Annotated in this window: 22 protein-coding genes; 8 read left to right on the forward strand and 14 right to left on the reverse strand. The window is 32.7% G+C overall.

What is annotated here, in order from left to right; all coding sequences use genetic code 11:
• The first annotated feature begins 33 nt into the window (after positions 1 to 33).
• Positions 34 to 1,236, forward strand: a complete 1,203-nt coding sequence (locus AC2H4K_RS03335; RefSeq protein WP_493742827.1) for a porin — start codon at positions 34 to 36, stop codon at positions 1,234 to 1,236.
• A gap of 5 nt (positions 1,237 to 1,241) precedes the next feature.
• Here AC2H4K_RS03335 and AC2H4K_RS03340 read toward each other — a convergent pair whose 3' ends face one another.
• From AC2H4K_RS03340 to AC2H4K_RS03385, 10 genes are all read right to left on the reverse strand, one after another.
• Positions 1,242 to 1,877, reverse strand: coding sequence for a response regulator (locus tag AC2H4K_RS03340; RefSeq protein ID WP_493742828.1), 636 nt, complete (start codon positions 1,875 to 1,877; stop codon positions 1,242 to 1,244).
• Positions 1,867 to 3,768 (reverse strand): tetratricopeptide repeat-containing sensor histidine kinase, encoded by a 1,902-nt coding sequence (locus AC2H4K_RS03345; RefSeq protein ID WP_493742829.1) that lies wholly within the window; start codon positions 3,766 to 3,768, stop codon positions 1,867 to 1,869. The genes AC2H4K_RS03340 and AC2H4K_RS03345 overlap by 11 nt, the downstream gene beginning before the upstream one ends.
• 96 nt (positions 3,769 to 3,864) lie before the next feature.
• Positions 3,865 to 4,329: an immunoglobulin-like domain-containing protein gene (locus AC2H4K_RS03350; protein ID WP_493742830.1), complete on the reverse strand. Its 465-nt coding sequence runs from the start codon at positions 4,327 to 4,329 to the stop codon at positions 3,865 to 3,867.
• A 22-nt stretch (positions 4,330 to 4,351) separates the two neighbouring features.
• On the reverse strand, positions 4,352 to 5,539 hold the full coding sequence (locus AC2H4K_RS03355) for a T9SS type A sorting domain-containing protein (protein WP_493742831.1): 1,188 nt from the start codon (positions 5,537 to 5,539) through the stop codon (positions 4,352 to 4,354).
• A gap of 3 nt (positions 5,540 to 5,542) precedes the next feature.
• Positions 5,543 to 6,622, reverse strand: a complete 1,080-nt coding sequence (locus AC2H4K_RS03360) for a right-handed parallel beta-helix repeat-containing protein (protein WP_493742832.1) — start codon at positions 6,620 to 6,622, stop codon at positions 5,543 to 5,545.
• A gap of 150 nt (positions 6,623 to 6,772) precedes the next feature.
• Positions 6,773 to 7,522 carry a triose-phosphate isomerase gene (gene tpiA / locus AC2H4K_RS03365; protein WP_493742833.1) on the reverse strand — a complete coding sequence of 250 codons (750 nt, stop codon included), beginning with the start codon at positions 7,520 to 7,522 and terminating at the stop codon, positions 6,773 to 6,775.
• Between the two features lie 77 nt (positions 7,523 to 7,599).
• Positions 7,600 to 8,676, reverse strand: coding sequence for an ABC transporter permease (locus AC2H4K_RS03370; protein WP_493742834.1), 1,077 nt, complete (start codon positions 8,674 to 8,676; stop codon positions 7,600 to 7,602).
• Position 8,677: 1 nt separating this feature from the next.
• Complete coding sequence (locus AC2H4K_RS03375) at positions 8,678 to 9,772, reverse strand: BT_3928 family protein (protein WP_493742835.1); 1,095 nt, start codon at positions 9,770 to 9,772, stop codon at positions 8,678 to 8,680.
• A gap of 59 nt (positions 9,773 to 9,831) precedes the next feature.
• A complete protein-coding gene (locus AC2H4K_RS03380; RefSeq protein WP_281138311.1) occupies positions 9,832 to 10,185 on the reverse strand; it encodes a four helix bundle protein in 354 nt (117 codons plus the stop codon).
• 33 nt (positions 10,186 to 10,218) lie between these two features.
• Positions 10,219 to 10,761 (reverse strand): DUF1599 domain-containing protein, encoded by a 543-nt coding sequence (locus tag AC2H4K_RS03385; RefSeq protein WP_281138314.1) that lies wholly within the window; start codon positions 10,759 to 10,761, stop codon positions 10,219 to 10,221.
• 131 nt (positions 10,762 to 10,892) lie between these two features.
• On the opposite strand from AC2H4K_RS03385, the gene folP reads away from it, so the two are divergent.
• Genes folP through AC2H4K_RS03410 form a run of 5 tightly spaced genes read left to right on the forward strand, consistent with a single transcriptional unit; the run spans position 10,893 to position 14,892 of the window.
• Entirely contained in the window at positions 10,893 to 11,714 is an 822-nt protein-coding gene (folP, locus tag AC2H4K_RS03390) for a dihydropteroate synthase (RefSeq protein WP_493742836.1), read from the forward strand.
• Positions 11,711 to 12,472, forward strand: coding sequence for a hypothetical protein (locus AC2H4K_RS03395; RefSeq protein ID WP_493742837.1), 762 nt, complete (start codon positions 11,711 to 11,713; stop codon positions 12,470 to 12,472). Before folP ends, AC2H4K_RS03395 begins: the two co-directional genes overlap by 4 nt.
• 34 nt (positions 12,473 to 12,506) lie before the next feature.
• Positions 12,507 to 13,289, forward strand: a complete 783-nt coding sequence (cdaA, locus tag AC2H4K_RS03400; RefSeq protein ID WP_281138321.1) for a diadenylate cyclase CdaA — start codon at positions 12,507 to 12,509, stop codon at positions 13,287 to 13,289.
• Positions 13,289 to 14,068 carry a DUF3667 domain-containing protein gene (locus AC2H4K_RS03405; RefSeq protein ID WP_281138323.1) on the forward strand — a complete coding sequence of 260 codons (780 nt, stop codon included), beginning with the start codon at positions 13,289 to 13,291 and terminating at the stop codon, positions 14,066 to 14,068. The genes cdaA and AC2H4K_RS03405 overlap by 1 nt, the downstream gene beginning before the upstream one ends.
• A complete protein-coding gene (locus AC2H4K_RS03410) occupies positions 14,065 to 14,892 on the forward strand; it encodes a DUF3667 domain-containing protein (protein WP_281138324.1) in 828 nt (275 codons plus the stop codon). The genes AC2H4K_RS03405 and AC2H4K_RS03410 overlap by 4 nt, the downstream gene beginning before the upstream one ends.
• On the opposite strand, the gene AC2H4K_RS03415 is transcribed toward AC2H4K_RS03410, so the two are convergent.
• Both AC2H4K_RS03415 and truA read right to left on the reverse strand, forming a co-directional pair.
• The gene (locus tag AC2H4K_RS03415) at positions 14,889 to 16,655 is read right to left on the reverse strand and encodes an ABC transporter ATP-binding protein (RefSeq protein ID WP_281138325.1); all 1,767 of its coding nucleotides are present in this window, start codon (positions 16,653 to 16,655) and stop codon (positions 14,889 to 14,891) included. The two genes, AC2H4K_RS03410 and AC2H4K_RS03415, sit on opposite strands and share 4 nt — an antisense overlap.
• Positions 16,656 to 16,658: 3 nt before the next feature.
• Complete coding sequence (gene truA / locus AC2H4K_RS03420) at positions 16,659 to 17,402, reverse strand: tRNA pseudouridine(38-40) synthase TruA (RefSeq protein ID WP_281138326.1); 744 nt, start codon at positions 17,400 to 17,402, stop codon at positions 16,659 to 16,661.
• Positions 17,403 to 17,473: 71 nt separating this feature from the next.
• On the opposite strand from truA, the gene AC2H4K_RS03425 reads away from it, so the two are divergent.
• Positions 17,474 to 17,965 carry a metallophosphoesterase family protein gene (locus AC2H4K_RS03425; protein ID WP_281138327.1) on the forward strand — a complete coding sequence of 164 codons (492 nt, stop codon included), beginning with the start codon at positions 17,474 to 17,476 and terminating at the stop codon, positions 17,963 to 17,965.
• 62 nt (positions 17,966 to 18,027) lie between these two features.
• Here the strand turns inward: AC2H4K_RS03425 and AC2H4K_RS03430 are convergent, their stop codons facing one another.
• On the reverse strand, positions 18,028 to 18,438 hold the full coding sequence (locus tag AC2H4K_RS03430) for a DUF4293 domain-containing protein (protein ID WP_281138328.1): 411 nt from the start codon (positions 18,436 to 18,438) through the stop codon (positions 18,028 to 18,030).
• A 216-nt stretch (positions 18,439 to 18,654) separates the two neighbouring features.
• On the opposite strand from AC2H4K_RS03430, the gene rho reads away from it, so the two are divergent.
• Entirely contained in the window at positions 18,655 to 20,325 is a 1,671-nt protein-coding gene (gene rho, locus AC2H4K_RS03435) for a transcription termination factor Rho (protein WP_281138329.1), read from the forward strand.
• 52 nt (positions 20,326 to 20,377) lie between these two features.
• Here the strand turns inward: rho and AC2H4K_RS03440 are convergent, their stop codons facing one another.
• Positions 20,378 to 20,836: an RNA methyltransferase gene (locus tag AC2H4K_RS03440; RefSeq protein WP_281138330.1), complete on the reverse strand. Its 459-nt coding sequence runs from the start codon at positions 20,834 to 20,836 to the stop codon at positions 20,378 to 20,380.
• Between the last annotated feature and the right edge of the window lie 35 nt (positions 20,837 to 20,871).

A 20,871-nucleotide genomic window follows, 5' to 3' on the forward strand; every position in this document is an offset into this window, starting at 1 on the left:
TTGTATTATTTTTGCCTCCCAAAATACTCTTTTATGCTGAAGTATATTTATGCTATTTTGCTAATTTCGCTCTCATTTTCTATTCATTCTCAAGAAAACAACGACATAAAACTTTCTGCCCTACCTTATTATAGTTACGGAAAAGGACTAGGTATTACTTCACCTGATAGTATTTTCAAATTGAATATTAGGTTTAGAATGCAAAATCGATTCACTTATTTAAATAATAGTGATACCGAAGATGGCTACGAGGCAATGATAAGACGACTGCGTTTGCGTTTTGATGGCTATGTGGGTGATCCTAGTATTATTTATGTGATTCAATTATCGTTTTCTCCAAATGATGTGGGCGCTATTGAAGATGGCGATAACTTAAATATTATTAGAGATGCTATTGTATTTTACAGACCAAATGAGCATTGGAATATTGGTTTCGGACAAACAAAATTACCTGGTAACCGACAACGTATAAATTCTTCTGGTGCATTACAACTTACAGACCGCTCTATAAACAACGCTCGATTTAATATTGATAGGGATTTTGGACTACAAGTGTATTACTTAAACGAATTAGAAAACAAATTTTCTTATAATGTTAAAACAGCTGTCAGTACTGGAGAAGGAAGAAACTGGACTAAAGAACCAGATAATGGGCTGGCCATTACAGGACGTTTAGAACTTTTTCCTTTTGGTGCTTTTAAAAGTAATGGTACGTTGTTTGAAGGAGATCTTAAACGAGAAGAAACACCTAAATTGATGCTTTCTGGTGTATATCACTTTAATAATAATGCTAGAAGAACTCGTGGTACCATTGGTGATGATTTATATGAACAACGAGATTTACAATCCGTACTTTTAGATGCTGTATTGAAATATAATGGTTGGGCTTTTCAAACGGCATATATGAATAGAACAACAGATGACCCTATTACCATAAATCCTGAGGATGCCTCAGATTCTAGATACGTTTTTGTTGGTCATGGTTTTGATACGCAATTGAGTTATATCTTTGAAAACAACTATGAAGTTATTGGTCGTTTCTCATACCAAGAACCTCACAAAAAAATTGAAACGCTTACACCTCAAACCAATCAGTACAGCTTAGGTGTAACCAAATATATTTGGGAGCATTCTCTAAAACTACAGGCTGAAGTAACCAATAGTGAATTTAATTATTTTGATTCAAGTACTTCTAACGATTGGTATTTACGATTTCAGATTGAAATAGGTATCTAAATCTGTTATAGTAATTGTCTTTCCATTGCTATTTTAATCATTCCAACACTATTTTTCGCACCAAGTTTGCTCATAATGTTCATACGGTGTGTTTCAACAGTTTTAGGACTAATAAATAGCTTTTCTGAAATTTGTTGCGTAGTCAGTTCTTCAGAAATTGCAATAAGAACTTCGCGCTCTCGTCTGGTAAGTTTTATGTTTAAACCGTTATCAAAAGGTTTGGACTTGGTTTGATTCAGCAATCGTTCATTTATACTTTTTTGAATATACAATTCGCCAGACAATACCGTTTTTAGTGCCGTTACCAGTTCTAACTTATCAGCGTTTTTTAATAAATAGCCATGAATACCATTTTTGAACATACGCTTCACAAATGACATATCATCAAAATTAGTCAAGGCTATTATCTTTAAATCCTTATGAGTTTTCAGTAGTTGCTTGCTTAAATCTATCCCGTTAATATCTGGTAAATTTATATCTAGAAGCAATACATCTGGATAATCATTCTTTAAACCTTCAATAGTTTCTTTGGCATTAGTATAGGTTGCAATAACTTTGATTTCTGCAGTATTATTCAACATGGTTTCTATACCACGAAGTACCATTTCATGATCGTCTGTTATAGCAATATTAGTTGTCATTCAAATTGTTTAAGTCAATATCTATGGTATACGATGTGCCCTGAGCATTAGAAATTACATCTAAATTCGCATTAAGATAATCTACTCTAGACTGTATATTACTTAACCCAATACCTTGCGAATCTACGTTATTCTTATCAAAACCTTTACCGTCATCTTCTACTGTAATCTGAACAAGATTGTCTCTATGACTTATCTGAACATTAATCTCACTTGCTTCTGCATGCTTTAGAGCATTGGTGATTAATTCTTGAATAATTCTGAATGCATTAACCTCAGCTTTTTTCGTTAAACTAATGTCGTCTCCAAGATGTTGAAACGTTATTTGCTCTTTACTTACGGCATCTAAATTAGCACAATAATTTTCTGTTGCTTCAATGAGATTAAAATTCTCTAAAGATGGAGGTACTAAATTATGGGAAATAGCTCTCACTTGCTCACAAGAACTATCAATCATTGCTATGGCTTCGTTAATGACATTATTATTCATCTCTAACAACGTTGAAAGTTTGTGCTTAATGGCAGATAAATCTCCATTGACACCATCATGCAATTCCTTAGCAATACGTAAACGCTCCTTCTCTTCCCCTTCGATTAAAGATTCTAAAGATTTGATTTGATATTCTCTTTTAAGGGTTATTAACTCTTGATTTTTTCGTTTTTGTTTTTGTCTAAACACAATCCAAGACGCTATGGCAATTAACAGTAATAACACTACCAAACCTGAAACATAAAGAAAACGTCTATCCTTTTTCTGAATTTCAATTTCTTGCTCTTGCAAGGTTATTTGCTGCTTCAGAATAGATTTGTCTTTTTTCTCAGTTTCAAATTGAATTTGAAGTGCATTAATGTTCTTCAGATTGTTTTCATTGAAAATACTATCTTTATAAATAGTGTAAGCTTTGTAATGTTCTAATGCTTTTCTAGGTTGATTAGTAACATTATAAATCCTGTAGGCTTGTTGATGTGCAGTTTGATACTCTTTTATCGATGGTATATCATTTTCAAATGCCTCTTTGATTAGCGCTTCACTTTTTTGATAATTCCCCAAATTGAGATGCACCACACTCAACTGGGTTAATGTTTCAGCAATGTCCGCTTCGTAATTATGCTCTCTTTGAATTTTTAAGGCATTAGTTAAATAACTCAGAGCTTCGTTATACTTCCCGTTTTCAATGTAAATATGACCTATATTGTTACCTACTTTAGCAGTTCCCCAATTATTCCCAATTTCTTTATCAAGATCCAAAGCTATCTTAAAATATTCTAAAGCTTCATCTGATTTTTCTTGCTCGGCATAGACTGCACCAATGCTATTATAAACATTAGCCAGGTTACCTTTGTCGTTCATTTTTTGATGCAAAGCAATCGCTTGTTCATAATTTTCAATAGCCTTATCGTACTTCTTTAAATTTTTATAGACAATACCAATACTATTGAGGGTAAAGCCGATACTAGCAGAATCCTTGATGGCTTCGTAAAGTCTTAAAGTTTTGTGATACTCCTTTAAACTTGATTCGTAATCGGTTTGCAAACTATAAATCACACCTTTTTGATAAGCACTGTTGGCTATCTTAAACGTGTCACGTTGTTCTTTGGCATAATCTATATAAAAATCAATAAAGCGGTGGGCTTCCGGATAATTTCCAATGACACGATTGTAGACTGCATATTTATAATTTGAAATCGCTACACCGTCCATATCTTTAAGCTTAGAATAAACAACCATTGAAGTATCTAAATGTGCTTTTGCTGTTGACACATCAGAATTAAGATACATCCAAGCCAATCTGGAATGTGCAAGTGCTACTCTAGAACTATCTTTGGACTCTTGAGTAACATTAAGCAAACTATCCATGAGTACTTGGCGTTGCTGACTATAAATAGCCATGGTAAAAACCAGAAATAGATAAGTGAATAGCGATTTCAAATTGATAGAATTACTTTTTGAAATTAGGTATTTTATTTTTCTTACAAAAATTAAGTTTTAACCATCTGTACCTCCAGAAGGTTCTGAATATTCGCAAGTCACATTTCTAGTAACAGTAGAACTATTACCCAAAATATCTTCAAACTTAAATTCTAAAGTGTAGTTGCCTGGTTGAATTGTCCTGAAAGATGTATAAATATCTATAATTGAAATTCCGTTTTGTGTTGAAGAGGTTTCCTCATAATATTCAACTTGCATTCCAGAATCATTATAGACTGTAACAGAGCCCATGTCTATTTTAGAGTCATCAGTAGCATCAGCTGTTATAACAATATAATCTGGAGAATCTACGCCTCCATCGGTATAAAACACAGCATTTGCAGAAGGAGTATTGATGGTAATTACTGGCCCAGCATTATCCGCATCCTCACCTTCTCTTGGTGCATCTTCCTCACATTTCATACTCATTAACGAACAACTTAAGGCTATAGTTAGAGCTAAAAAGAATTTTGATTTTTTCATAATTGATTTGATTTAGTGTTTTTTAAAGTTTGATTAGTTTTTTTGAGATGCTTCCTGTTTGGGTAGTTAAGTACAATAGGTATGTGCCAGAATTAAGCATACTCAAATCTACTTTAGCGTTTAGTGGTAGTTTTTCCAATACAACTCTTCCGTTAGTATCTATAATTTTTAAATCTTTGATGTCTTGATTGTTGGTTTCCAGAAACAGTATATCTTTAACTGGATTTGGATAGAATTTGAATTGGTTTGCTATTTCATCTTCAACTGACAAAGACGTTAAGGTCTCTGAAATTGAATACAAACTCCAAACTCCATCAGTATTCAAAACTCTCAGATACAAATAATGATCTCCCTCTGGTAAATCTGTTGGTACTTGTACCGTGAAATCTTGATCAAGGTTTTCAACATCTCCAAAATCTATTGAAGTAGCATTACCAAAGCCTGGATCTATATCAAAAAAATATTCTGCTGCCGTTATAAGCGCTGTATTGTTCTGATAAACATGTAACAACTTTTTCTCATACAAACTCCACACACCTTCAGCATTTAAAACCCTCACATACATCTTATGAAAACCATCCGTCAAACTATGAGTTAAAGCTAGGTTTTGATTAATTTCAGTTCCCGAAATACTTAAAACTGTTCCATTACCAAAACCTGGGTCTGTACCAATAAAATATTCTGCCGAAACTATGGTTGATGCATTAACTTGAGAAGGGTTTACATAGAACAGGTTTTGATCGTAAAGACTCCAGTTTCCATCGGAATTTAAAACTCTTATATAAAGTTTATGTGTGCCTTCAGAAAGCCCTGTTGTTGGTATTGTATAGTTCTGATTTATGCTTTCTCCAGTCAAAGCTAATGGTGTTCCATTTCCTACTCCTGGATCTGTATCTACAAAATATTCGGCAGATGTAATATTTGCAGTATTTTCTTGAACAGGATTAATGTAAAACAGCTTACTTGCATAAAGACTCCAATTACCATCTGTACCTAAAGTTCTCACATAGAGTTTATGAATACCTTCTGATAAACTGGTTGTTGGTATTGTGAAGTCCGAATCAATCACTTCACCAGACATACTAATAGAGGTTCCATTACCAACACCAGGATCTGTATCTATGAAATATTCAGCTTCAATAATTTGTGAATACCCAGAAACACACAAAAAAAACATCAATATATTAAGCAACCTTTTTATACGATTCATATTTTAATCTGTAAAGTTTGTGTTAGCTTTTACATTCACATTCAATGTTTCACCTGCACTTATAATATTGTTATAGATAACAAAATCTGTGAGGTACGGTAATTCAGTTGGGTAACCTCTTAAGCTAAAAGGAAAATTACCATTTAAGATTCCTAAGTCATTACCATCAGTACCAGCATCTTCGGCAGGTGAACCAGATTGAATTTCAAAATCGTTAGACGTGCTGTTTAAAGAAGCATTTTGATTGAAAGCTGTAAATTGAGGATCGGTATCATCGACATTATTGGTTCCAGACAATGGATCAAATGTTGCATTATAACTATAGGTTAGGTTATTTTGAAAGTCTAAACCTGAATTAGTACCCAAATTCATATTAGTAACACTATTTCCAGTAAATAGAAAGATATTATTACTTACAAGTGCTCCTGAACAATTTTGAAACATTCTAATTGATTGGGTTGAGTCTCCATTCTGACGAGTTAACACAACATTATTATTAAAAATTGTTGATACGTTAAACCTATTAAAAAGAGAATATGTTGAAGTAGCATGTAATTGCTCAATGATATTATTAGAGATTATCCAATTCTGAGAGTTATAAGGATCTATAGCATTAAAGCTATTATGTCTAATATAATTCCCCGAAATTATAGCGTTATTAGCTCTTGACGTAGAACCATTTCCTAGAATTTGAATTAATTTATTATTAGTTATTACAACATTATGATTGTTATAAGAACCGTTATTTAAATAAATCGAGTTAATATTTAATCCCGAAATTTTTGAACCAGAAGCATCTCCTGAATTGAAATAAATAGCTCCTATGGTAGCATCTAATCCATTATTAAGTTCAGGATTATATCCTATACCATAAATATTTAATGTCTTAGACATTTGAATATTACCATAACTATTAGGTGATGGCTGAATATAAATAATATCACCAGCCGAAGCATCATCAACAGCAGCTTGTACACTGGTGTAAGCAGCGGCTGAACCTTCATTATTGTCTACAGTATAGACGGTTTGAGCAGAAACAATTGCAGAAATGAGAAGTGCAATCGAAAGACTAATTTTTTTCATGATTATATTACATTTAATAGTTGATTATTTGACTATCGCAATGTAAAATCACTGTATATAAATAAGTTAAGGGCATTCCTTGAATTCAAAAAATTCAGGGAATACCCTTAGAAGTATAATTCCTGCTTGTTCAGGAATGACAATTAGTTTTTAAAATGCATTTACTATAGCAAAGAAATCCTCTGCCTTTAAAGAAGCACCACCAATTAGTCCACCGTCTACATCTTGTTTTGAAAAGATTTCTTTAGCATTGTTTGGCTTTACACTTCCACCGTAAAGAATTGAAACTTCGTCTGCAACGTCGTTACCATACTTATCAGCTAATGTTTTTCTTATAAAAGCATGCATATCTTGTGCTTGCTCTGGAGAAGCAGTTTCCCCTGTTCCTATAGCCCAAACTGGTTCATAAGCTAAAACGATAGATTTAAAAGCATCAGCGCCTAAATGAAACAAAGCATTTTTAATTTGACTTTCTACAACTGCTTCTTCATTACCAGATTTGCGATCTGCTAACTCCTCACCAAAACAAAAAATCACTCTCATATCGTTTTCTAAAGCAGCATCAACCTTTTTAGCTAAAGATTCATCTGTTTCATTGAAATAAGCCCTACGTTCACTGTGGCCTAAGATTACAGTTTTAATCCCAATACTCTTAAGCATACTAGCACTCACTTCACCTGTATAAGCTCCATTTTCTGCAAAATGCATGTTTTGAGCAATAACTTCAATACCTTCTTGTCTTAAGGATTCAAAAGCTTGCCATAGGTTCGTAAACGTTGGTGCAATCATAACTTCTGCATCTGAAGTTTGATTTTGCTTTATTAAATCTGATATTAACATTTCGGTTTCTGGTAAATCGTTATTCATTTTCCAGTTACCTGCAACAATATTTTTTCTCATAGTCTAAGTTGATTTATCAATATGAACAAAAATAACATAAATAAGGCGAAAATCACTTGATATTTATCAGTATAGCTTTAGGATAACTTTACTCTTGGATCTAACCAAGCATAAGCAATATCTACCCATATATTTATGGTTATAAAGACGATAGCAATTACCAAAACTGCTCCCATAATTACAGGCAAGTCTAAAGTATTTAAAGCATTTACGATTTCTTTGCCAAGGCCATTCCATCCAAAAATATACTCCACAAAAACGGCACCAGCTAACATGGAAGCAAACCAACCTGAAATGGCTGTCACTACTGGATTTAAGGCATTTTTAACTGCATGGTTTTTAATCACCTGAAACTCACTCAATCCTTTGGCTCTCGCTGTTCTTATATAATCTTGATTTAAAACTTCTAATAAAGAGTTTCTCATCAGCTGAATAACAACAGCCAAAGGACGAATACCAAGAACTATTGCTGGAAGAATTAAATTTTTCCATTTGATTTGCATTTGCTCACCAAAATCATCAAGTTCATATAAACTTCCTGTCATTTCTAAATTAGTGTATTTATGCAATACAAAACCAAATAACCATGCAAAAAGAATAGCGCTAAAAAATGATGGTACACTCATACCAAACGTACTGAGGACCTGAATAGTTTTATCGACCCAAGTATCTTTGTATAAAGCCGAAATGATTCCAAAAACAATACCCAAACTTATAGCTATGATAATTGCAGAAACCGCTAAAACAAACGTATTAGGAATGGTTTCGCCTATAACTGCTGTTACTTTTTTCCCTTGTTTTGTAAAAGACTCTCTTAAGTAAGGAGTTTTAATTGCAATATCAGTATTAGCAATACTAAACAGTTGTTGAGCCGTATACTTATTTTCACTTAAAAACGTATAATCTTCTTGATTTTTTGAATGAAAAGAAATTGGTGATAAATCATTGAGGTAATATAGGTATTGTGTTCCCAAAGGCTTATCAAAACCATATTTGTGTTTTACGGCTTCTACCTGTTCTGCCGTTTGATTTTGACCCAACATCATTTTTGCAGGATCGCCTGGTAAAATTGTAAAAAGGAAGAAAATAACAGTAACGACACCCAATAAGGTGATGAACGCGTAAAACAGTTTATTTAAAAGATATCTTATCAAATTATAACTCTATATCCTCAATATCATTCCAATGTGCTTTATTCATAACAGTTCCTTTGTTAAGAATTACAATTCCTGGGTTGGCACGAACGATGGTTTTTATCACCTTTTCATCACATAAATAAAAATCGAAATTCAAGTTATGTCCTTGTTTAAATCTAACTTTGTCTTCGGCACCAGAAGACGTTAAACCTATAACTTTATACCCTTTTTCAATGGCTTGGTCTGTAAATGATTTTAGCTTTGCAACTCCTTCGCTTTCACCTGTATTTATATTATACATCGCAACGATAAGTAGTTTATCTTCTTCCAAAAATTGAGAGGTTAAATCTTCATCTTCAGACTCAATAGAAAAGTCTTGGATTGGTGGAATGTAACCTTCATCAATAATTTTTGTTTCTACACTTACATATTCACCATCTACTTGCGGATAGCTTCCGTTAGTTACAAATTCCTTTTCTTCACCATTCACGTTAAAAGTCCATGTATATTCAGTTACCGGTTTGGCAGCATCTTCAGGAATATCCATTTGTTTCTGCAGGTTTTTCCCTATGGCGTAAGCTCTAAAATCTATAGCTGGTAAGTGCATTAACACATGGTAACCAAACCAAAGCGAAACCAAAAAGCTTAAAAGCGCTAAAACCGTTGTTGGCAACTTACCAAAAATTGGTTTTATGTATTTAATTCCGAAGAAAAGGATAAGAATGAACACAAGAAGGATAACATCTTTAGTAAAGCTTTCCCAAGGTGTCAGTTTTAGTGCGTCACCAAAACAACCGCAATCCTTTACTTTATCAAAATATGCTGAATAAAAGGTTAAAAACGTGAAAAACACAATCATTAGTAATAAGCTCCAAACCGTGAATTTAGGCTTGTAGCCTATTAATAAAAATACACCAAGCACAACTTCAAAAACAACAACAAAAACTGAAAGTCCAAGCGCATAAGGAATTAAAAATTCTATATTAAGAACGTCAGCTCCAAAATATTCTTGAAGTTTATATGAAAACCCTAATGGATCGTTCAGTTTGATAAACCCTGAGATTATAAATAATACTCCAACGAAAATTCTGCTTATTTGTGTTATGTATTTCATATAAAAATTCAAAAAAACAAACACTAAATTCCAAAAAAATGGAATTAAACATTTGATTTTTAACTTAATTTATTAATTATTGATGATAATATTTTTCTCAACTCTCCAGCCTCTTCTATTAAATTTTGTATTCTTTCTTGATATTGTTCATTCAAAGCTTTTAAAAGCTTCAACCAATATTCACTTTCCTTAGCTTCCTTTCTAGAAATTTTTAAACGAAACTTTAAGTCTTTATCCCCTAACTTCTCATTCCCTTCAATATAATTTGCTCCAACTGAACCTGAAGATCTAATTAACTGCTTACCATCCTCATTATTTGATATTGTATTTTTCAAATCTCTAACTAAAAACCTACAATCTCTAGCAAACAAAAATGTTCTAACTTCTAAATCATATGTTTTGTTTTTTGGCAATTCTATTGGAATTTAGTTTTTGGAATTTGTTTATTAATTTGATTCTCCAAGATGAATCATTGCAAAAACCGCATAATTAATCATATCCTGATAATTAGCATCTATACCTTCACTAACAATAGTTTTACCTGCATTATCTTCAATCTGCTTAACGCGCAATAACTTTTGAAGGATTAAATCCGTTAATGAACTCACACGCATATCTCTCCAAGCTTCACCATAATCATGGTTTTTATCGAGCATTAACTGTTTTGTTATCGCAATTTTCTCATCATAAAGTTGAGTCGCTTCGGCAGTTTCCATGTCTGGTTGCTCTACAACTCCTTTTTCTAACTGAATCAGCGCCATTATGCAGTAGTTAATAATACCTATAAATTCACTGACTTCACCTTCATCAACTTTTCGCACATCATTCTCTTGTAATCCTCTTATACGTTGCGCTTTTATAAAAATCTGATCCGTTAGTGATGGTAGCCTTAAAATACGCCAAGCACTTCCATAGTCGCTCATTTTATTTACAAAAAGCGTTCGGCACTTATCGATAACAGCATCGTACTGTTTTGAGGTATCTTGCATTAAATTCCGTTTAAATTTGCGTAAATTTCGCTTATTTAGTTTAAAGTTCAAAGTTCTGTATTCAATGTTTTGAAAAGCACTTAAAAGTTTATGAATATGTTAACTTTGAATTTTAAATTTCAATCCAAAAGATGACAATCAACTGCAAAGGCCAACTTATAGATGTATCGCTTCCCAAAGTTATGGGTATACTTAACGTAACTCCCGATTCTTTTTTTGACGGAGGAAAGTATAAAAATGAATCTGAAATTTTAAATCAAGTTGAAAAACACCTTTCAGAAGGTGCTACCTTTATAGATTTAGGTGGTTACAGTTCGCGACCTGGTGCTGATTTTGTTTCGGAGAATGAAGAATTACATCGTGTTGTTCCTGTTGTTGAACTCATTCTAAAACAGTTTCCTGAAACCTTAATTTCTATTGATACCTTTAGAAGTAAAGTCGCTAAAAAAAGTATTGAAGCTGGTGCTGCTATTATTAATGATATTTCCGCAGGAAAGCTTGACGAAAATATGTTATCCACTATCGGTAAACTAGGTGTGCCTTATATCATGATGCACATGAAAGGCAATCCTAAAACGATGCAACAGCAAACGGATTATGATGACTTAACCAAAGACGTTATATCGTATTTTGCTGAGCGTATCCATACTGCACATGCAGAAAAAATCAACGATATTATTATAGATCCTGGCTTTGGGTTTTCTAAAACCACAACACAGAATTATGAATTATTGCACAATCTTGAATTATTACAAATGATAGACAAGCCTTTATTGGCTGGCATTTCTAGAAAATCCATGATTTATAAAACTTTAAACACCACTCCAGAATATGCCTTGAATGGCACAACCGCTTTACATATGATTGCATTACAAAAAGGCGCTAAAATTCTCAGAGTGCACGATGTGAAAGAAGCTGTGGAATGTGTAACGCTTTTTAACCAACTACAATGAAAAATTATTACCTAATACTTTTATCAGTTTTTATATTGAGCTGTAACAACGAGCGAGTTTTGCTATTACCTGAAGTAGAACATGCTGAGATTACTGAAGTGTTGGACGTCTCACCAGCTTATATTTTTTATGATGAAACACAACCAGATTCGGTTTTGTTAAATCGTAAAAACCTTATCAGTACCACAAACTGGTTGGTTAATGTAGACAAACGCTTAACGCTTAAACAAGCGATTCCACACATTAAGTTTTTGCAAGACAAAAAGCGCGATGCTAAAATGCATAAAAACGAAAATGCAAAAAACTACTTTACCTGTAATGATACAAGCATTGGTGATTTAGGATTTATTGAGTTTACGGATGTCAATTACATTTTTAGTGATGAAGAGATTAATTTAGACATCAATCATAAAATAACTAATTCTGATCAATATTTAAATAGAACTAAAGATTCAACTAATATGTTTGGTTCATTATCGGGAATTCATCACACAGACGTAGATTTAAAATTTGGATTTAAAAATGATAAATATATTATATCTCAACGTTCATCATTTTTAAATACGGAAGTTAAAAAGTCTTTGTTCTATGATTATTTGAATGTTGTTATTGAAAACCCTTTATTAGGAAATGTATCAAAAATTAGCCTTCACTTTTCAGAATCTTTATCTTTTCAAGAATACATTTGGATAAAATCCAACCTCAAAAAGGTTGATTCTAAAATGTATTTCATCGAAAACAATGAATTCATTTATTAACATAAATTATTAAATTAGCAAAAAGCTCTAACCTTTGGAAAACTTACAACTTTGGGATTTTAGATTTATAGATTTTGTAGATGTCTTCCTCGTGGCCATACTACTCTATTACATTTATAAACTTGTAAAAGGTACGGTTGCTATCAATATTTTTATTGGGATTCTTGTCATTTACATCGCTTGGCGATTGACCGACTATCTTGAAATGCAAATGCTTTACAGCATTTTTGATGGTTTTATGAAAGTTGGTATTATAGCTCTGATTGTAGTCTTTCAACCTGAAATACGAAAGTTTCTGCTTATGGTAGGCTCTACCAATATTGGTGGAAAAAAGAGCATTTTAAAGAATTTTAAATTCCTTAAAAACGACGATCCAACCTCTACAGATGTTGATGCCATAATGAATGCTTGCAACAGAATGGCAACAACAAATACTGGTGCTTTAATCGTTATTGAACGTAACAATAATCTTGACTTCTTAACCAATACAGGTGACGCTATGAATATTTTGGTATCTCAGCCAATCATAGAAAGCATCTTTTTTAAGAATAGTCCCTTGCATGATGGTGCCATTATTATAGAGAAAAACATAGTGAAAGCAACGCGTGTTATTCTTCCAGTAAACAACGAAAAGAATATTCCTGAACGATTTGGACTGAGACACAGAGCTGCTGTGGGAATTACTGAAAAAACCGATGCGCTTGCTATAGCCGTAAGTGAAGAAACCGGACAAATTTCCTATTTCAAAAGTGGTGAATTTGTAATGTTCAAAGATACCGATGATTTAGTGTCTAAAATTAAAAAGGACTTGGCTTAGTGACCTGCAGAAATTGCCATAAAGAATTAAAAGACTCGCAAAAATATTGTGATGAATGTGGTGCCAAGGTTATTAAAAACCGATTGACACCAAAAATCCTTACTAAGCAAATCAATGAACAGTTTTTGTCAATCGATAATAAACTTTTACTAACTTTTGTAGACTTATTCAAAAGACCTGAAACCGTAATTGTAGAGTACATTGAAGGGACTCGAAAAAAGTACATTGATGTCTTACAGTATTTTGCTATAGCCTTAACCTTAGCAGGTATTCAGGTGTTTTTAATGACGACATTCTTTAAAGATTCCTTAAATATGGATTTTTTAGTGAATTCTGCTTCACAAGAAGATAATCCCTTTAAGGATTTGAGTTTTGAAGGAATGAACCAATATCAAGGTATAATATATATTATTATGGTTCCTTTTACTGCGTTTTGTACATGGATAGTTTATTTTTTATTGGGACAACGACAATACAATTACACTGAGCACCTTGTCATAAATCTTTATTATTCAGCTCAAATTATAATCATAACGGCCGTTTTTAGTATTTTATTTCTGTTATTTGGTCTTAATTATTTAATTGTCTCAACAATACTTACCATACCTCTTTTCCTATATTTAGGATATGTTCTACAACGTATATTCAGAGAAGATTTTTGGGCCACTACGGCAAAGTTTCTTCTTGTAGTAGTGGTTTATGTTATACTCTATGCTATTTTAGGTTTTATTTTTGGCATAATTTTAATTTTATTTAAATACAAAACAATAGCTAATTGAATTGCAGAAACTGTCATACCGAGTTATCTGAAACAGATGATTACTGTAAAAGTTGCGGTGGTAAAATAATACGCAATAGACTGACGCTAAAGAATCTTTTTGAACATGTCAGTGAAACGTTTTTGAACTACGATAATAAACTACTAAGAACATTTATTCAACTTTTCAAAAAACCTGAAGATGTTATTGTTGGCTATATTAACGGTACAAGAAAAAAGTATGTTAATGTTATCAGCTATTTTGCATTAGCTATCACGCTTTCCGGATTACAAATTTTTATCATGAAAAAATTTCAAACGGAGCTATCCCTTTATGATACTACAACCGAAGTTGGTAAAACACAACAAGCTTTTTTTGATTCTACTTATAGCCTTACTACCGAGTATCAATCATTAATAATGATGCTCTATATTCCACTTTATGCAATAATTGCTAAACTGAGTTTTTTAGGAATTAAAAAATTTAATTTTACGGAATTGATAGTTGTTTTTCTTTATGGACAAGCACAACTTTCCATTTGTATTGCAGCTTTAACCGTTACCCTAATTCCGCTAAATATATTATCAGTACAAATGCTTGGATTAATTACAATGCCATTTACCTTCTTTTACTTCGCTTATTGCCTAAAACGTGTTTATAGCCTTAATTTTTCTCAAATATTATTACGGTCGCTATTATTTATTGGAATTATAGGTGTACTTTTTATTTTAGCAATAGTACTTACTTTAATATTCATGTACTATACTGGCAATCTTGACAATATAATCGAAGCTCAAAAAGCTAACGTAGAAGCTCAAAGAGCCTTAAAGGATAGCATAAACTAAACGGCTTCAGCTTTTAAAAACTGTACTTCATAAAGATTTTTATAGTAACCTGACTCTTTTTTAAGAAGAGATTTGTGTGTACCGATTTCAACAATTTGTCCAGAATCCATAACAATAATCTTATCGGCTTGCTGAATGGTTGCTAAACGATGCGCTATTACTATAGAAGTACGTCCTTCAGTAATTTTATCAGTAGCATCTTGTATCAATTGTTCAGAATATGAATCTACAGATGATGTTGCTTCATCTAATATTAGAATACTTGGATTGGTAACATAAGCTCTTAAAAATGAAATTAACTGTCGTTGACCAGAAGATAACATCACACCACGTTCTTTCACATTGTAATGATAACCACCAGGAAGACTCGATATAAACTCATGAATTCCAATAGCCTTAGCAGCATTAATAACGTCTGCTTCTGTTATGTTCTCATTATTTAAAGTAATATTATTCAGAATAGTATCAGCAAATAGAAATACATCCTGCAATACAACAGCAATCTGACCACGAAGAGACTCTAAAGTGATGTCTTTAATGTCAATATCATCGATTTTAATTGTACCAGAATTGATTTCGTAAAAACGATTCAGCAAGTTTATAATTGTAGATTTACCGGCACCTGTAGCACCAACGATAGCTACAGTTTCACCTGCATTAACATCAAATGAAATTCCTTTTAAAACTTCTTCATCTTTAACATAAGAAAATCTGACATTGTCAAAAGCTATATTCCCCTTGAAATGCTCAGCTTCAATTGTGCCATTATCATCGATATTAGAATTGGTATCTAAAACTTTAAACACACGATCTGCTGCAACCATTCCCATTTGTAATGTGTTGAATTTATTGGCAATTTGATTTAAAGGTCTAAACAGCATTGGAATAAACATTGTAAAAGCAATCAAATCACCCATTGTGGCTGTTTCACCAACAACTGTATTTAATCCACCAATCCATATTACAGCTCCCATAGTTAATGAACCAACAAATTCTGCTATTGGAAAGAAGATAGAGTTATACCAAACGGTTTTTAACCATCCTTTTTTATGACGTTCATTAATCGCTTTAAACTTTTTATACTCTGTAGTTTCTCTTGTAAAAAGCTGAAGAATTTTCATTCCAGTAATACGTTCTTGAACAAAAGAATTAAGATTAGACACCTCAGTTCGCACATCTTCAAAGGCGCGCTTCATATATTTTTGAAATATCTTTGTCGCTATTACTATTAATGGCAATGTAGTAAATACGATAAGGCTCAATTTCCAGTTCATGGCCAACATAAATCCTGCAACAACTGCCATTTTCAAAATATCACTGAAGATCATAAACAAACCTTGACCGAAAATATCAGCGATACGTTCCATATCTGTCACTGCTCGAGTTATCAAAACACCTACGGATGATTTATCATAATAAGTCATTTTGAATCGTAACATATGTCGGAACAACTTCACTCTAATATCCCTAACCACTGACTGTCCCAACCAGCTAGCATAATAAATGAAAAGTAACTGGCAAACTACTTCTAAAATAAGAAGCCCTAAAATTATGATAATATAAAAGATAAACCCGTCATACTTTTTTAGGGCTATTTGTGTATCTATCGCTTTTTGAAGAACATCTGGACGCAAAGCACCAAAAACTGCTAAACCAACAACACAAACCAGTGATACTATAAAAACTGTTCTGTACGGTTTTATGTATTGTAATAACCGTTTGAATAACGATAAATCAAATATTTTCTTTCCTTTTTCTGCCATTCTTTAATTCCTAATATCTTCAGGATATACTATTTCCGTTAAATATAATCCATGTGCTGGTACCGAAAACCCAGCTTCACCTCTATCTTTCGATTTTATGATAGCATGCAAATCTTCAGGTTTCAACTTACCTAAACCTATGTTAACCATGGTTCCGACAATCGCTCTTACCATATTTCGCAAAAAACGATCAGCCGTAATTGTAAATATAAGCTGATTATTGTTACTTGTCCAATACGCTTCCTTAATATCACAATTATAAGTTTTTACATCCGTATTGCTTTTAGAAAAACACTGAAAATCTCTATACTCAAATAAAATTTTACAGGCTTTGTTCATAGCATCGACATTCAATGGCAACTGAACTTCGTATGCAAAATCATAATCAAAAACATTTTTCGATGTAGAAACTTTATAATGATATGTTCTGCTTACAGCATCAAACCTTGCATGAGCTTCTGGCTTCACTTTAAAAATTTGCTGAATAGCAACATCTTTTGGCAAAAAAGAATTGAGTTTATAAACCAAGTCCTTAGCTTCAAAATTTTCATCATAATCAAAGTGAGCAAACATTTGTGATGCGTGTACTCCTGCATCTGTTCTCCCAGCACCAACAATACTAATTTCCGATTTTAAAATCGTAGACAGCGCTTTCTCCAAAACTTCTTGTACAGTAATTGCATTGGGCTGATTTTGCCAACCATGATAGGCCTTACCATTGTATGATAACTCAATAAAATATCTCAAAAGATTAGCTATTTTTGCTAGAAGCTACAAAGATAAACAGAAATAGTAGTAAAACTCACAATATTATCTTAATGCAAAATATCCTACTCTTATCCGATACACATAGCTATATCGATGATGACATTTTAAAGTATGTAAAACAAGCTGATGAAGTCTGGCATGCTGGAGATATAGGCGATTTAGAGGTCACCGATAAAATAAAGGCTTTAAAACCCTTAAGAGCTGTTTACGGAAATATAGATGACAACAAAGCTAGGGCTGAGTTTCCGCTAAACAATAGATTTTTTTGTGAAGAAGTAGATGTTTGGATTACCCATATTGGTGGCTACCCACCAAAATATAATTCTAAAGTTAGTGATGAATTGATATCCAATCCTCCAGATATTTTTATTACAGGACATTCCCATATCTTAAAAGTAATGCCAGACAAAAAACTAAATCTACTACATATGAATCCTGGTGCTGTTGGCAAACATGGGTTTCATAAAGCTAGAACTATGCTACGCTTCAAAATTGAAGGAAAAAATATTAAGGATCTAGAAGTGATAGAATTTAAGCGGTAAAAATGAAAAACCCAGACGGCAGAGTCTGGGTTTTTCGCACTAATACTACTAAGATTTTAGGTTCATCGTAATCGATCTACAGATTTTACGAGATCTTCATCCTTCTTAATAGCCTTGTTAGCCAAGGCTAAACACACAATAGAAAAAATAGGAAGAAGAATCCCAATACCTTTCTCAGAAACGTTAGTTTCTCCAGATAAATTTAGAGATTGATACACAAAGACTCCTAGTAAAATAAAGTTTAATATTATATTCAGTCGTCCCAAAACAAATTGAGATTTTCTGTTTTTAAATCTAAAAATTGAAATAATTGATAACAACGCTGACCCTAAAAACATACCTAAATAGGTATAGTTATCTACCGCAAACACCTTAGTACCTTCACTATTTGTCCATAAGTGAAACACAAATATTAAGCCTGCAGAAATACCTGCAGCTAAAATTAAATAAAGTGTTTGTATACGTTGAATCATTATTTTATTTCAAAAGCAGCACAAAATTAGTAGTTTATTTTTTAAAAAGATAGATTTTATTTTAAAATAAAATTGTATTATTGCAATAGAAAGAAGTAACGCACTGAGTTGCATCATTCTAATCTTCCAAATTAATTTCACTTTTTTTCTTTTTATTTCATTTAGAAAATATTGAATTAATAGTATCAAAAATAATTTACATTATATAACATAAGAATGTTTGAAATTTCCCAGTTAAAAGCTAAAAAGCTTCCTGAGTTGCAGGATATAGCTAAACAACTAAATGTACCTAAATATCGTACTTTAAAAAAATTAGACTTGGTATATCAAATTTTAGATTATCAAGCTGCAAACCCAGAAGCTGTAAAGGCTACAGTAAGTTCTGAACCTAAAAAGGAAGAACCAAAACAAAGTAAGCCACAGCAAAAACGTGCTAGAGTTCAGAAAAAAACTCAGCCTAGTCCAGAGCCAAAACAAACTGAGGCTAAGGACAAAAAACAAGACGCTAAACCTCAGGACAACAAGTCCAACACCAATAATAGCCAGAACTCTAAAAGACAAGACAACAAGGCTAAAAACGACAAACCGAATACTGATAAAAAGGACGATAACAGACCACAGAATCGTTCTAACAATAATCAAAAACAAAGTCGTCCTAACAACAACAATCAAAAAAATAATAACAACAATAATAACAGCAACAATAACAACCATTCAAAAAATAATGGCAACAAGGATAACAGAAACCGTTACCGTGAGCCAGATTTTGAATTCGATGCTATTATTGAAAGTGAAGGTGTCTTAGATATCATGCAAGATGGTTATGGTTTTTTAAGATCTTCGGATTATAACTATTTAACCTCACCTGACGATATTTATGTATCTCAATCTCAAATCAGATTATTTGGTTTAAAGAAAGGTGATACTGTTTTAGGAAATGTTCGTCCACCAAAAGAAGGTGAAAAATATTTTCCTTTAATTAAAGTAAATAAAATTAACGGACAAAGTCCACAAGTGGTTAGAGACAGAGTTGCTTTTGAGCACTTAACTCCATTATTCCCTAAAGAAAAATTCAACATTGCAGAAAAACAATCCACTATTTCAACACGAATTATGGATTTATTTTCTCCAATTGGAAAAGGGCAACGTGGTATGATTGTGTCTCAACCAAAAACAGGAAAAACAATGCTTCTAAAGGATGTAGCAAATGCTATTGCTGCTAATCATCCTGAAGTTTATCAAATGATTTTATTAATTGATGAACGTCCTGAAGAAGTTACAGATATGCAACGTAATGTACGTGGTGAGGTCATTGCTTCTACCTTTGATAAGGAAGCTCACGAACACGTAAAAATTGCTGATATCGTACTAGAAAAAGCAAAGCGTTTGGTAGAATGTGGACATGATGTTGTGATTCTTTTAGATTCAATTACACGTTTAGCCAGAGCATACAATACGGTTCAACCTGCTTCAGGAAAAATCCTTTCTGGAGGTGTAGATGCAAACGCACTTCACAGACCAAAACGTTTCTTTGGTGCGGCACGTAACATCGAAAATGGAGGTTCTTTAACTATTATTGCTACAGCGCTTACCGAAACAGGTTCTAAAATGGATGAAGTAATCTTTGAAGAATTTAAAGGTACTGGTAATATGGAGCTTCAGTTAGATCGTAAGATTTCTAACCGTCGTATCTTCCCTGCAATTGATTTAACATCATCTTCTACGCGTCGTGATGATTTATTACTTGACGATGCTACGATACAAAGAATGTGGGTAATGCGTAAGTATTTAGCTGACATGAATCCTGTTGAAGCTATGGAATTCATTAACGAAAGATTTAAACAAACAAGAAATAATGAAGAGTTTTTAATCTCAATGAACGGTTAAAAAACTTTTTTTGATACAATAAAAAACCTCGAATTAGTAATTCGAGGTTTTTTTATGATCTCGGTTTACCGAGCGTTCTATCGTACATTACTATACTTCCTGCTACGGAAACATTAAGACTAAGTTGCGAATTAAACTTTACTAAAAAGTGACTCTTATCAATAGCTTGTCTTGACAATCCATGATCCTCTGCTCCTAGCAAATACACACATCGTCTTGGATGATGAAATGTTTCCAAATCCTCTGCTTCATCTGTCAATTCAACACCTACAATTCTTGCGCCTTTTGGTAAATTATTAAAAAAATCATCAAAAGTTTCATAATGAAAATAAGGCATTGACTTTACAGCATTATGTGTATCACAAGCCTGTTTTGCATAACGGTTACCAATGGTAAAAATGAAACTCGCACCCAAATTTTGTGCAGATCTCCAAAGCACACCTAAGTTTTCAGGAGTTTTTCCATTTTGAATACCGATACCGAAGAATTCATTTTTTAAATTATCATTCATGGTGTAAAGCTAAACAAAAGCTTCAAAACACAGAG

This window comes from Winogradskyella sp. 266wxhm (genome assembly GCF_058964685.1).